Annotated in this window: 15 protein-coding genes; 5 read left to right on the plus strand and 10 right to left on the minus strand. The window is 60.4% G+C overall.

The window, feature by feature from the left end; translation table 11 throughout:
• Positions 1–35: 35 nt before the first annotated feature.
• The 10 genes from FY550_RS13405 to FY550_RS13450 form a co-directional block, all read right to left on the minus strand.
• Complete coding sequence (locus tag FY550_RS13405; protein ID WP_070978307.1) at positions 36–827, minus strand: DsbC family protein; 792 nt, start codon at positions 825–827, stop codon at positions 36–38.
• A 6-nt stretch (positions 828–833) separates the two neighbouring features.
• Positions 834–1,724 (minus strand): site-specific tyrosine recombinase XerD, encoded by an 891-nt coding sequence (gene xerD, locus FY550_RS13410; protein ID WP_070978305.1) that lies wholly within the window; start codon positions 1,722–1,724, stop codon positions 834–836.
• A gap of 136 nt (positions 1,725–1,860) precedes the next feature.
• Positions 1,861–2,226 carry a 50S ribosomal protein L19 gene (gene rplS, locus FY550_RS13415; RefSeq protein ID WP_070978302.1) on the minus strand — a complete coding sequence of 122 codons (366 nt, stop codon included), beginning with the start codon at positions 2,224–2,226 and terminating at the stop codon, positions 1,861–1,863.
• Positions 2,227–2,370: 144 nt separating this feature from the next.
• Complete coding sequence (gene trmD, locus FY550_RS13420) at positions 2,371–3,171, minus strand: tRNA (guanosine(37)-N1)-methyltransferase TrmD (RefSeq protein ID WP_070978301.1); 801 nt, start codon at positions 3,169–3,171, stop codon at positions 2,371–2,373.
• A gap of 15 nt (positions 3,172–3,186) precedes the next feature.
• On the minus strand, positions 3,187–3,711 hold the full coding sequence (gene rimM, locus FY550_RS13425) for a ribosome maturation factor RimM (protein WP_070978300.1): 525 nt from the start codon (positions 3,709–3,711) through the stop codon (positions 3,187–3,189).
• Between the two features lie 38 nt (positions 3,712–3,749).
• A complete protein-coding gene (gene rpsP / locus FY550_RS13430; protein WP_070978299.1) occupies positions 3,750–4,007 on the minus strand; it encodes a 30S ribosomal protein S16 in 258 nt (85 codons plus the stop codon).
• A gap of 213 nt (positions 4,008–4,220) precedes the next feature.
• Positions 4,221–5,681, minus strand: coding sequence for a signal recognition particle protein (ffh, locus tag FY550_RS13435; protein WP_070978298.1), 1,461 nt, complete (start codon positions 5,679–5,681; stop codon positions 4,221–4,223).
• Between the two features lie 121 nt (positions 5,682–5,802).
• Positions 5,803–6,495 (minus strand): LutC/YkgG family protein, encoded by a 693-nt coding sequence (locus FY550_RS13440; protein ID WP_199287813.1) that lies wholly within the window; start codon positions 6,493–6,495, stop codon positions 5,803–5,805.
• The gene (locus FY550_RS13445; RefSeq protein WP_070978291.1) at positions 6,479–7,969 is read right to left on the minus strand and encodes a lactate utilization protein B; all 1,491 of its coding nucleotides are present in this window, start codon (positions 7,967–7,969) and stop codon (positions 6,479–6,481) included. Before FY550_RS13445 ends, FY550_RS13440 begins: the two co-directional genes overlap by 17 nt.
• A 2-nt stretch (positions 7,970–7,971) precedes the next feature.
• Positions 7,972–8,727, minus strand: coding sequence for a (Fe-S)-binding protein (locus FY550_RS13450; protein ID WP_070978289.1), 756 nt, complete (start codon positions 8,725–8,727; stop codon positions 7,972–7,974).
• 190 nt (positions 8,728–8,917) lie between these two features.
• On the opposite strand from FY550_RS13450, the gene FY550_RS13455 reads away from it, so the two are divergent.
• The 5 genes from FY550_RS13455 to FY550_RS13475 all read left to right on the plus strand — a co-directional run bounded on the left by FY550_RS13455 (position 8,918) and on the right by FY550_RS13475 (position 13,600).
• The gene (locus tag FY550_RS13455; protein WP_070978287.1) at positions 8,918–9,721 is read left to right on the plus strand and encodes a cytochrome C assembly family protein; all 804 of its coding nucleotides are present in this window, start codon (positions 8,918–8,920) and stop codon (positions 9,719–9,721) included.
• 85 nt (positions 9,722–9,806) lie between these two features.
• The gene (locus tag FY550_RS13460; RefSeq protein WP_070978282.1) at positions 9,807–11,093 is read left to right on the plus strand and encodes an HlyC/CorC family transporter; all 1,287 of its coding nucleotides are present in this window, start codon (positions 9,807–9,809) and stop codon (positions 11,091–11,093) included.
• 81 nt (positions 11,094–11,174) lie between these two features.
• Positions 11,175–11,564: a PepSY domain-containing protein gene (locus FY550_RS13465; RefSeq protein ID WP_149054594.1), complete on the plus strand. Its 390-nt coding sequence runs from the start codon at positions 11,175–11,177 to the stop codon at positions 11,562–11,564.
• 6 nt (positions 11,565–11,570) lie between these two features.
• Complete coding sequence (locus tag FY550_RS13470; RefSeq protein ID WP_070978280.1) at positions 11,571–12,251, plus strand: response regulator transcription factor; 681 nt, start codon at positions 11,571–11,573, stop codon at positions 12,249–12,251.
• Complete coding sequence (locus FY550_RS13475) at positions 12,251–13,600, plus strand: sensor histidine kinase (RefSeq protein WP_084388088.1); 1,350 nt, start codon at positions 12,251–12,253, stop codon at positions 13,598–13,600. Before FY550_RS13470 ends, FY550_RS13475 begins: the two co-directional genes overlap by 1 nt.
• Positions 13,601–13,610 lie beyond the last annotated feature (10 nt).

Raw genomic sequence — 13,610 nt, forward strand, 5'->3', positions numbered from 1 at the left:
GCGTAGTGTAACGCCTCAGGCCGCTGCAATGAACGCTACTGCCCGCTATCGGATGAACTGTCGCTCTCCTGATTGATCATCGCGGTCAGCCGATCTACCGGCAGATAGCCGGGAACCATGCGGCCATCAGGGAAAACGATGGCAGGCGTGCCCTGTACACCCAGTTGCTGGCCCAGTTGATACTGCTTCGCGATCGGTGCGTCACAATCGTCACTGCTCTGGTCAAGGTCGCCGTCAATGGCGGCCGTGAAGGCCTCGCTGCGATTATCGCTGCACCAGACCCGACGCAACTCCCGGGCGCCCTCACCATGAAGGCCGGCCCTCGGGAAAGCCAGATAGCGCACCTCGATGCCCCGCTTGTTGAGCTCCGGCACTTCATGGTGCAGTTTCTGGCAGTAGGGACAGGTGGTATCAGTGAAGACAGTCAGCACCGAGTGAACCTTGCCGGCCGGTTTGAACACCACCGCTTCGCTATCCGGGATATCCATGATGGCCTTGTGGCGCTGCTGATTCTGGGCCTGCTCGGTGAGGTTCACCAGCCGTTTGCCATTATTGTGATACAGGCTGCCCACCAGCAGATACTGACCGCTGCGATCGGTATAGAAGGTTTCACCACTATCGAGCTGAACTTCAAAGATACCTTCCATGGGCGTACTGCCGATCGACTGGACGGGCATCTTCTGGCCATTGACGACCAGTTTGTCGGAGAGATCCGCCGGCGTTGGAGCACTGCTGTCGGTCGCGGCCAGTGCCGGAGTCATGACACAGGCCCCGAGCGCAAGGACAGCGGTCAGACGACGAACAAGGGCGACAGGAGTCGGATTCATGAAGATTCAACCTCGTGGATGGTGTTGCGCATGAATGGCTTCCAGCCGGGCCTGGGCCACATGGGTATAGATCTGGGTCGTCGACAGATCGCGATGACCCAGCAGTTCCTGTACGACACGCAAATGGGCGCCATGATTCAACAGATGAGTAGCAAAGGCATGACGCAGGGTATGTGGCGACAGCGGTGAGGTAATACTGGCACTGACGGCATGGCGCTTGATGCGATGCCAGAAGGTCTGACGGGTCATGAAACCATCACCGCGTCCCGGGAAGAGCGGAGCACGACTGATGTCGCTCATCAGTTCGCTACGCCCCTGGCGCAGATAGCGCTCGAGCCAGTCCAGCGCTTCTTCTCCCATGGGGACCAGCCGCTCGGTTTCCCCCTTGCCGATGACACGTAGTACGCCCTGGCGCTGATTGACGCTATCGATACGCAGCATCACCAGCTCGGAGACCCGCAATCCGCAAGCGTAGAGCACTTCCAGCATCGCCCTGTCACGCAGACCCAGCGGCGTACTCACATCGGGCGCGGCCAGCAGGCGCTCAACTTCGGTTTCATCGAGAGTCGATGGCAGGTCCGGACGCACTCGCGGCGAGATCGCCTCACTGAGCGGATCGCGCTCAAGCCGCCCTTCCAGCAGTGCCCAGCGATAGAAGCGACGCAGACTCGACGTCAGCCGCGCATCGGAACGCGCCTGATAGCCGGAGGTCTGACGGTCATCGAGAAAACGCTCGAAACACTCGGGAGTGGCGGTCAGCAGTGAGGCCTCCCGCTCGATCAGCCAACGCTGCCAATGGACCAGATCACGGCGATAGGCCGCCAGGGTGTTGTCACTGGCGCCACGCTCAAGCCAAAGCGCATCCAGGAAAGCATCGCGCAGCTCATCGTCGGTCATGGTGATCCTCGTTCAATGACAATCCGGCCCGGCCAGCACCCGTTGAACATCAGCAGCCCCGTTCAGTCATGAAAAACCCCGCACCATCAACGATGATACGGGGCTTCGACTACCGGCCATCAGATGCCCGGGCTCATCACCGCTTGGTGGTGATTTTTTCCTTGATGCGAGCGGCCTTGCCACTGCGCTCACGCAGATAGTAGAGCTTGGCCTGACGCACATCACCACGACGCTTGACATCGATGGAGGCGATCAGCGGGCTATAGGTCTGAAAGGTACGCTCAACCCCAACGCCGCTGGAGACCTTGCGCACGGTGAAGGCAGAGTTCAGACCACGATTGCGCTTGCCGATCACCACGCCTTCGAAGGCCTGCAAACGCTCGCGATTGCCTTCCACGACCTTGACCTGCACGGACACGGTATCACCGGCTCCGAATTCCGGAATTTCGCGATTGACCTGCTCGGCTTCGATCGCCTGGATAATCTTGTTACGACTGCTCATGTGCTGCTCCTTGTTGCAGCCCGACGGCATGAATGGCCTGTTCGGGCGCTGATCCCGGCGCCGAAGCGCGGAACCGATGATGGGTGACGCGGGTCATCCGGGCGGTAAATCACCGCTACGCTCCCGCACCGCCGGCGGCGAGGTTCAGAAAATCCCGCCACCGTCTTCCGGAGAGCCCGAAGGATCCACTGCCTGTTCGGCAATGTACTCCTCGAGCAACTGGCGCTGTTCTTCATTCAGCGTTCTGCCGGCCAGCAACTCCGGTCGTCTTGACCAGGTCCGACCCAGCGACTGTTTGAGCCGCCAGCGTCGGATATGGTCGTGATTGCCGCCGAGCAGTACCGCTGGTACACGACGCCCATCAATAACTTCAGGGCGGGTATAGTGCGGACAGTCAAGCAACCCGTCGGCAAATGAATCGGCTTCAGCCGAACCACTGTGCCCCAGCACCTCGGGCACCATGCGTGCCACGGCATCGCAGACCACCATGGCTGGCAATTCACCACCGCTGAGCACGTAATCACCGATCGACCACTCTTCGTCGATATCGGCTTCGACCACGCGCTCATCAATGCCTTCATAACGCCCGGCTACCAGAATCAGGCGCCGATGACCCGCCAGCTCCCGAACACCTTCCTGATCCAGCACCCGCCCCTGTGGCGAAAGATAAATCACATGAGTGTCCGCGGTACTGCCGCCATCAAGCTCGGCAGCGCGCTGACGTGCAGCGTGGATGGCACCTCGCAGCGTATCCACTTTCATCAGCATGCCGGGACCGCCCCCATAGGGCCGATCATCAACACTGCGATGACGGTCGGTGGCGTGATCACGCGGGTTGAAGAACTCGATCTCTACCAGCCCGCGATCCACTGCCCGACCGGTTACCCCATGACGGGTCACCGCTTCGAACATATCGGGGAACAGTGACACGACACCCATCCACATGGTCACCGCTCCGCTTCAGAAATCGGGATCCCAGTTAACCGTCATGGTACCGGCATCCAGATCAATGTCCTGAATCACCTCATCAGGTAGAAACGGGATCAATCGCTCCCGATCGCCCTTGATGACCAGCACATCGTTGGCGCCGGTTTCAAACAGCCAGGCGACCGTGCCGAGAGACTGGCCATCAATCGTCGAAACCGTTAGCCCTTCGAGCTGATACCAGTAGTATTCACCCGATTCGAGTGTCGGCAGGGCCTCTGTCGGCAACAGAATACGGGCATTGGTCAGCTCTTCGGCGTCCGAGCGTGAATCGACGCCTTCGAGGCGAGCGATCAGCCCCTTGCCATGGCGCTGCCCCTCGACCACATTCAGACAACGTCGACTGTCACCCACTTCGACTGTCCAGCGCGGATAGTCGAAGATACCGTCGATGGGTGTGGTCCAGGAGTAGACCCGAATCCAGCCTCGCACACCGTGCGGGCTGTTGAGCTTGCCCAGCACCACGAACTCATCGTTACCGTTAGCGACCACTGTCTGCATCGACGCCTCCGGACTCATGAATCCGTGCGAGACTCGACTCAGGCCGCGCTCTGCTGCTTGCGTGCGTAACGCACCAGCTCAGCGACACGATCGGAGAGCTGTGCACCCTGGCTCTGCCAGTATTCGATACGCTCGAGATCGATACGCATGCGCTGCTGCTGCCCGCGAGCAACCGGGTTAAAGAAACCAACCTGCTCAATGAAACGACCATCACGCTTAACGCGCGAATCGGTCACGTGCAGGTGATAGAAGGGACGCTTGCGAGCGCCGCCTCGTGCCAGACGAATGGTTACCATGGCCTTGACTGTCCTTTGATTCACGGGTCCTTGCGCCCGGATCGGGAACACAACGGGACCGAGGATTCGTATCGAGCGCGCTTGCGTCTCATCGGCGAGACCCGGGCTGCGACCTGTCGATCGCCGACTAAACGCGCTACCCGGAAGGTGCGGCATTTTACGTGATAATTGCGACGTTGGAAACCACCCTCGGCAGTTCGTCACCCATTCGGCTCAGCGACGCGGAAAACGACCGGAACCGCCGCCCATGCCGGAGCCGCCCATACCACCCATGCCGCCACCGGGACCGCCCATGCCACCACCGGGGCCTCCCATACCACCGCCAGCGCCGCCACCCATCATGCCGCTCATGCCACGCATCATCTTCTGCATACCGCCCTTCTTGCCCATCTTCTTCATCATCTTCTGCATCTGACGGTGCTGTTTGAGCAGGCGATTGAGATCAGGCACCTGGGTACCGGAACCGGCACAGATACGGCGCTTGCGCGAGCCATTGATCAAATCGGGCTTGCGACGCTCTTTCGGCGTCATCGAATTGATCATGGCCTCGAGCTTGCCGAATTCCTTCTCGCTGTTCTGGCTCTGGGCCATCTCGGCCATCTGCCCCATGCCGGGCATTTTTTCCAGCAGGCTGCCCATGCCGCCCATATTCTTGAGCTGCTGAAGCTGATCGCGGAAGTCCTCGAGATCGAAGCTCTCGCCCTTCTTGAGTTTCTTCGACAGCTGATCGGCTTTGCTGCGATCGACCTTGCGTTCGGCTTCCTCGATCAGGCTGAGCACATCACCCATGCCGAGGATACGCGAGGCCACACGATCAGGATGGAAAGGCTCGAGGGCATCGACCTTTTCACCCATGCCCATGAACTTGATCGGTTTGCCGGTAATCTGGCGTACCGAGAGCGCGGCACCTCCGCGAGAATCACCATCCGCCTTGGTCAGAATCACGCCGGTCAGCGGCAATGCCTCGTGAAAGGCGCGAGCCGTGGTAGCGGCGTCCTGACCGGTCATTGCATCGACGGTGAACAGGGTTTCCTGCGGCGAGATGGCCTGATGCAGATCCCTGATCTCACTCATCATGTGTTCATCGACGTGCAGGCGGCCAGCGGTATCCACCAGCACCACGTCATGAAACTGAATGCGGGCATGTCGAATCGCTGCTTCGGCGATATCGGTCGGCTTCTGATCACTCGAGGAGGGGAAGAACTCGACACCGACCTCGGCCGCCAGCGTCTCCAGCTGATCGATGGCCGCCGGGCGATAGACGTCCGCCGAAACCACCAACACCTTTTTCTTCTCGCGCTCACGCAGGTACTTGGCCAGCTTGGCCACCGAGGTGGTCTTGCCCGCGCCCTGCAGACCGGCCATCAGGATGATCGAAGGCTTTTGCTTCAGTTCCAGCGGCACATTGGCCTCGCCCATGATCGCTTCCAGCTCCTGCTGAACGATCTTGACGAACTGCTGGCCCGGCGAGAGGCTCTTCGATACTTCCTGACCCACGGCGCGCTGACGCACGCGCTCGACGAAATCCTTGACGACCGGCAACGCCACATCGGCCTCGAGCAGCGCCCGGCGGACTTCGCGCAGGGTATCCTTGATGTTCTCTTCGGTCAGTTTCGCCTGCCCGGTTACCGACTTCAGTGTCTGCGACAGACGATCGGTCAAGCTGTCAAACATGGGCTTCTCCGACGATAGGGATGCGGCGCCAGGCAGTAGGCCGGCGCTGATGGCACACATTATAACCGGCCCGTCGAGATGGATGCATCCGCCCCGGCCGCTTCAGCCGATCAACGAAACGCTACGCTTCAGCCACCAGAATGACTTCCAGTCGGCGCGGGCCGTGCACACCGGCCACCCGACTCAGTTCGATATCGGCCGTTGCCGAGGGCCCGGTAATAAAGGTGATCGGCGCTCGGGTACGCTCTGCTGTTACGAGTTGCGACATCGCCTCGGGCACCAGACCGACAATCTGGTCGGCATGGATCACGCACAGATGGTAATCCGGCATCAGCGTCAGCAGTCGCCGGCCCTGGCCCGGCCCGGTATCGAGCACGATCGACCCGGTCTCGGCGATTGCCAGCCGACAGCCGGTAATCACGCCAGCAATGTCGTTGATCGCTTGTGCCGAGTGTCGGTCATCCTCGATGAGCGTGACCCCTTCGCCTTCGGGACGCCACGTCCGAGGCAGATCAGGCGGCACCATCACGGAAGCGACCGCATTCGCCTTCAAGCGCTGCTCAACAATGCCCACCACGTCGTTCACACTACCGGCATGCAACACCCGGACGCCGAGCCCCTCGAGGCGCTTTTCAAAGCGCTCAAGCAGGGTCTCGCCGTCGGCATCATCGCGTTGGCGATAACGCCGTTCGATACGGCCCCAGTCTTCCTGGCGGGATATGGCACCCGTTTCGACGGCCTGTGCCGATTCGCGCCCCAGCGCCTGACGGATAGCCCCGAGCATCACGTCGCGCCCATCAGCCCGTTGCGTCATCACTGTCTCCGCTGTTGCTGCTGCCATGCTGCGTTTCAGGTTGAGTTGAAGATTGGCGCGTCGCCCACCACTCGCGAAAGGATTGCCGTGGCAATGCCGGCAGGTCCCGGGTCCGGGTCCAGCCGCCCAATGCCCCCGGCAGGCGATCAATCTGCCCCTCACGGGCGATCAGCTTCTGCCCCTGGCGTGCCAGCCGCTGTAGTGAATGCAGCCGCTCACTACGCTCGAACATCCAGTGCGCGCTGCGCATCGCCAACGACTCCGGCGACCAGCGCCCGATCACTCGCTGTCGCTGGTAATCCACCTTCTCGCTTCGCAGGCGCACCAGAATCGAGGGGATATCAATCTTCACCGGACACGCCTCCTGACAGGCGCCACACAGGGTGGAGGCCTCGGCCAGCGTACCGGCCTGCTCCACCCCGCGCAGCTGCGGCGTAAGGATGGCGCCGATCGGCCCCTGATACATCGAATCATAGGCGTGACCACCGGTGCGCTCGTAGACCGGACAGACATTGAGGCAGCGCGAACAGCGAATACAGTGCAATGTCTGGCGTTTCTGCTCATCAGCAAGGATGCGGCTGCGACCGTTGTCGAGCAGCACCAGATGAAAGGTCTGTGGCCCATCACCTTCGTACACACCGGTCCATAGCGAGGTGTATGGGTTCATCCGCTCACCGGTCGAGGCACGCGGCAGCAACTGCAGAAAAACTTCCAGATCCTGCCAGCGCGGGATCAGCTTCTCGATTCCCATCAGGGAAATCATCACGTCCGGCACCGTCAGACACATGCGGCCGTTACCTTCGGACTCCACTACGCTCACGGAGCCGGTCTCGGCAATGGCAAAATTTGCTCCCGAGATTGCCACCCGGGTGTTGAGAAAGCGGCTGCGCAGGTAACGACGTGCGGTGGCCGTCAGTTCAGGAGGGTCATCGGAAAGGGTTTCGAAGGTCAGGTCCTGCATGTCGCGCATCTCACGCACGAACAGCTCGCGAATCTCGGCGCGATTGCGATGGATCGCCGGCACCAGGATATGCGACGGCCGATCCCCGCCAAGCTGTACAATCATGTCTGCCAGATCGGTTTCCACCGGCTCGATACCGGCCTCCGAGAGCGCCGGGTTGAGTTCAACTTCATCAGTGGTCATGGACTTGATCTTGATCGCTCGATCGGCCTCGTGCTCGCGCGCCAGCCCGACCACGATACGACGCGCTTCCTCGGCATCTCTCGCCCAATGCACCTGACCACCCGCCTCCTGCACCCGCTCCTCGAGTTCGAGCAGGTACTCATCAAGATGGGCCAGGGTGTGCGCCTTGAGGGCGCTACCGGCCTCACGCAGCGCTTCCCAGTCAGGAAGTTCACTGGTCATACGCGCAGTGCGTTCGCGTATGGTTGTAGTGGCTTTTTTGACATTACGACGCAACTGGCTGTCACGCAGTGCGTAATGGGCCCGTTCGGGAAAGGTGGTATCGCTCATGATCACTCCCTGCCTGCTGCCAGCGGCCCCGGCGCGGTCGAGGCGAGGATTTCCGCCAGATGCACGGTGCGCACCCCGGTCTGCTGACGCGACAACCCTCCACCAATATGCATCAGACAGGAGTTGTCACCGGCCGTGCAGATCTCGGCTCCGGTTTCCAGAATCGCAGCCATCTTGTCGCTCATCATGGCAGTGGAGACTTCGGCGTTTTTGATCGAGAAGGTGCCGCCAAAACCGCAGCATTCCTCTATTCGGGGCAACTCTACATACTCCAGACCGGCGACATTTTCGAGCAGTCGCTTCGGTGCCTCGCCAATCCCCAGAGCCCTTAGCGAGTTGCAGGAGGCGTGATAGGTCACCCGATGCGGGTAATAGGCGCCCACGTCGGTAACCCCAAGGATTCTGACCAGAAATTCTGCGAACTCATGTACCCGAGGCAGCAATTGCTCGAGTCGATGCAACAGAGCGTGGTCACCGGCCTGCCGGGCAAGCTGCGGGTACTGGTGCCGCACCATCGCGGTACATGAGGTAGAGGGAATGACCACGGCCTCGGCCGACTCGAACTGTTCGACGAAGCGATGCACCAGCGCCACCGCGTGATCACGATAGCCACTATTGTGATGCATCTGGCCGCAACAGGTCTGGCCCATTGGAAAATCGATCTGATGGCCGAGCCGCTCGAGCACCGACACGACCGCCCGGCCCGTCTCCGGAAAAAGCGTATCGTTGAAGCAGGTAACAAACAGGGAAACGCGCATTCCAACCTCGGCTTCCGCGTGACATGGATGATGCCGGGCAACGTCAGGTCGTCCGGTAACACCGACACCAGGTTTCGATCCACCCACGGCGCCGGTATAGTGGTTACTTAATGAAGACTGGCACCCCAAACCCGGTTGTGCGAGTTCCTTTCGATCATCACATGACGTCCCGAGGCCGTATTCGCCCCCGATGCCAACGTTGCTCATCGCTTTCCTGGCCGTGATGCTCTATGCCAGTGCCGCCCTTCATCAGGCGCTAGCGCTCAATCGCCTGGTGCCCATGCGTCCGCGTCTGATTCAGTGTGTTGGCGCACTGGCCGTGCTCTGTCACGCCATCATCGTCTACAACAGCCTCGCAGCACATGGCGGTCTGCATGTCGGGCTGTTCGAGAGCGCTTCACTGATTGCCTGGCTGATAGCCCTGACCCTGCTGCTGGTCAGTCTGTTCAGACCGGTCCTGGCGGCTGCTACCGGGCTTTTCCCGCTTGCCGCCCTTTCGGTTACGGGCGTTGTCGGCCTGCCAAGCCCCATGGTGGAGTCCAGTTTTCCACCGGGTCTGATCATTCACATCGTGACCTCGACGCTGGCCTATGCCTTCCTGATGATCGCCGCCGGCCAGGCCATATTGATTGCATTGCAGACGCAGGCACTCAAGCGTCACCGCATCCGCGGTATCATCCAGGTACTGCCACCGCTGACCAGCATGGAACGGCTGATGTTTCAGTTGATCATCTGCGGCATGGTACTGCTGACGGCCTCCCTGATCAGCGGCGCAGTCACTCTGGATCATCTGGTCGCCCGTCACCTGGCGCACAAGACAGGATTATCGGTGCTGGCCTGGCTGATCTTTGGTGGCCTGTTGTGGGGGCGCTATCAGCGTGGCTGGCGAGGGCCTCGCGCCATTCGCTGGACCCTGGCCGGCGTAGCCGTATTGCTATTGGCCTATTTCGGTAGCAAGTTCGTGCTCGAAATCATGCTGCATCGCAGCTGGTAGTGCAGCATGTATCGGCATTGCTTGACACTCGTCACGGGGGTTCCCAAGAATACGCAGACTCCCCCTACCCGAGGATCCGCCGACCTTGAGCGATGACACGCCCCTGACGCTCATGTTTGTAATGCTGATTGCACTGATCCTGCTGTCGGCATTCTTCTCCAGCTCTGAAACCAGCATGATGTCGATCAACCGCTATCGCCTGACCCATCGGGCCAACAGCGGTGATCGTGGTGCCCGACGTGTACTGAAGCTGCTTGCACGCCCTGACCGTTTGCTGGGTGTAATCCTGATCGGCAACAACATGGTCAACAATCTGGCGGCTTCGATTGCCACGCTGATCGCGATCCATTTCCTCGGTGAGGTCTCGGGTCCGGCCGTGGCCACCGCCGCATTGACGCTGGTAGTGCTGATCTTTGGTGAGGTGACCCCCAAGACCTTCGCTGCGGTTCGCCCCGAAGCCATCGCCATGCCGGCGACCTGGATTCTGCAGCCGCTGCTCAAGCTGCTCTACCCGCTGGTCTGGCTGGTCAACGGCATATCGAATTCGCTGTTGCGTCTGATGGGGCTGAAACACATCGACGGCGGCACCGCAAAGCTCACCCGCGAAGAGCTTCGCACCGTCGTGCATGAGGCAGGCTCGATGATCCCGCATCGCCACCAGGCGATGCTGATTTCGATCCTTGATCTGGAGAATGTCACCGTCAACGACATCATGGTGCCGCGCCATGAAATTGCCGGACTCGACCTCGAGGATGATGAGGAGACCCTGCTGGCCCAGCTACGTGCCAGTCAGCACACCCGGCTGCCGGTTTATCGCGGTCATATCAACGACATCATCGGCATCCTGCATCTGCGCAACGCGGCTCGGGTACTGTCTGCACCGGAGTTCACCAAGGCAGCCATCGTGCAGGAAGCACGCGAGCCCTATTTCATTCCCGAATCGACCCCGCTGCATACCCAACTGCTCAATTTCCAGCAGCAAAAGCGGCGTATCGGCATCGTGGTCGACGAATATGGGGATGTGCAGGGACTGGCCACTCTGGAGGATATCCTCGAGGAGATTGTCGGCGAATTCACTTCCGATGTTGCCGGTACCCACAAGGAAATTCATCCGCGTGACGATGGCAGCTACATCATCGAAGGCACGGCAAATATTCGTGAGATCAACAAGGCGCTGGGATGGCAGCTGCCCACCGATGGGCCCAAGACGCTCAACGGCCTGATACTTGAATATCTCGAATCCTTTCCGTCGGCTCCAGCCTGTCTGGAAATCGGTAATATTCGTCTCGAAATCGTCGATATCCGTGACAATCTCATCACTTCGGTGCGCTGCTGGCAGCAGTTACGGCGGGTACGACAGGAAACCGAATGAGCCGGTGCGTCCTGGGCTTGAATTAAGCGTGTTCTGCTAGCGTAAGGGCGCTCTGGTTGCTTCTTCGGATGACCTCGCCCCATGCCCTCGATCGCCAATGCCATTGACAGGACGCCCCGCTCTCCGGCTTCCCCCTGGCGCAGCGCCCCCGCGCGGTGCGGATTGCTGCTGGCTGCTGTCATGCTGTTGGCCTGGCATCCGGTTTACGGTTGTCCGGCGGGCGTACAGTCCCACTCCGAAATTTCCCAGGATGAGGTTCTCAGACTGACCGAATCGGGCCATATCCGTCCTTTCGGTGAAATCCTCGATCGCGCCCGTCATCATCGCAGTGGCAAGCTGCTGGAAGCCGATCTGGAGTGTCTCGGGGATCGTTATGTTTACGAAGTGGAGATACTCGATCATGATGGCAGAATCTGGGAATTGAGATTCGATGCCAGAACGGGTGATTATCTCTCCGCACAAAAGGATTGATGGGTTATGCGGCTGCTTCTGGTCGAGGATAATGTCCCGCTTGCGGACGAACTCAACGCCTTGTTCACCCAGCATGGTTATGCCGTGGACTGGTGTACGGATGGTCGTGATGCTGCCGTCATGGCAACCAGCGAACCATTTGATGTCATCGTGCTTGATCTGGGCCTGCCGGGCCGACCGGGACTGACCCTGCTGGAGCAGTGGCGTGAAGCCGGGCTGGATATCCCGGTTCTGATTCTGACCGCGCGTTCAAGCTGGAGCGAACGCGTAACCGGCCTGCGCGCCGGCGCGGATGACTATCTGCCCAAACCCTTTCACCCCGACGAGCTGATTCTGCGTCTTCAGGCGCTGGTGCGACGTCGACATGGGCAGCGCCCCTCGCCCACCCTGGAAGTGGCCGGTGTGACCCTGGACGAGAATGGCCAGAGTGCATGGCGCACCTCCAATACCTCGCCGGTCAATCTGACCCGGGCGGAGTTTGCCATTCTTCGTTATCTGATGCTTCACCCGGATCACGTGATCCCCAAGGACCGGTTGCTCGATCATCTTTACGACAGCGAGCATGATCGCAACCCCAACGTGGTCGAAGTACATATCAATCATCTGCGCCAGAAACTCGGGCGCGGCATCATCATCACCCAACGCGGGCAGGGCTACAGATTCGGCGGCGATACGGCAACCCCCTGATGTCGCTGACGCGACGTCTCGATCTCGGACTGCTCTCGGCCAGCCTCGTCGTTATGCTGATGCTGGCTCATGGCAGTGTCGTTTTATTCGATCATGTCACTCGGGACTATCTGACCGATCGGTTGCGCGAGGATGCCGAAAGTCTCGCCGCACTACCGATGTCGCACAACGCGGACAACGAAGACAGCGACCTCGATCCCTCTCGTCTGCGTTCTGCCTACAATCAGGTCTACTCCGGGTACTACTTCATCATTGATATTGATGACAGCATCCATATCCGCTCTCGGTCACTGTGGGACCATCGACTCAAGCCGGTATCAGGAGATACCGCTCAGTTGCGCCCCGGCCCCGAAGGACAAACCCTGCTGGTGTGGACCGGCCAGTATCAGCGGGGTAACCACCAGTACCGCATTACCACGGCACTCGATTATACCCCGGTGACTCAGCGACTGGACTGGCTGCGGCTCTGGATCTGGGGATTGGGAGGCGTGCTGGCGCTGCTGCTGGTCTTCATTCAGCGTCGTGTCATTCGGCTCGGCCTGCGACCGCTGGAGCGGCTGCGCCAGGAACTGGCCCTGATGCACCGCGGTCAACGCATGGCGCTGGAAACCCGGGTACCGGATGAGATCGCGCCGGTAGTGGACGAGCTCAACCATCAGCTCGGTCGCATCGAGCAGGTACTCAATCGCTCCCGGGATGGTATTGCCAACCTTGGTCACGCCCTCAAGACACCATTGTCCGTCATGGAGACCCAGCTGGCGCGTCGCGAATTCGAGAATATTCCGGAACTGAAACGCGCCCTGCACGAGCGACTTGATGAAATCCATCGGCTGGTAGAACGCGAACTGCAACGTGCCCGTCTGGATACCGGCGAGGCCTCGGCGGCTGCCCGCTTCCAGCCCGACAAGGATCTGGTCGGGCTGCTGGAGACGCTGCGTGAAATTCACGCTGACATCACCTTTATCGATGATAGCGGGCCATTACCGGTGCTCCCGTGGGACCGGGATGAATTACTGGAAGTACTCGGCAACCTGCTCGACAACGCCGGCAAGTGGGCCGCCACCGAAGTTCGATTGCGCCTGACACTCGAGCCCCAGGAGCTGCATATGCAGGTCGATGATGATGGCCCTGGCATCCCCCCGGAACAACGAGAGCGCGTACTGGGACGCGGCACCCGGCTGGATGAGCAGGTCAGCGGTCACGGGCTGGGGCTGGGTATCGTCGAGCAGATCGTCACCCACCATGGTGGATACTTCCAGCTCGACACCAGCCGCCTCGGCGGGCTCGCGGCCATCGTCGTTCTTCCCATGCCCTCCTCGGGCAGCCAGGCGCCTCCACCTCGCAGTTGAGGCAACCCGA

Origin of the sequence: Kushneria phosphatilytica (genome assembly GCF_008247605.1) — a bacterium.
Taxonomy (GTDB): Bacteria; Pseudomonadota; Gammaproteobacteria; order Pseudomonadales; family Halomonadaceae; genus Kushneria; species Kushneria phosphatilytica.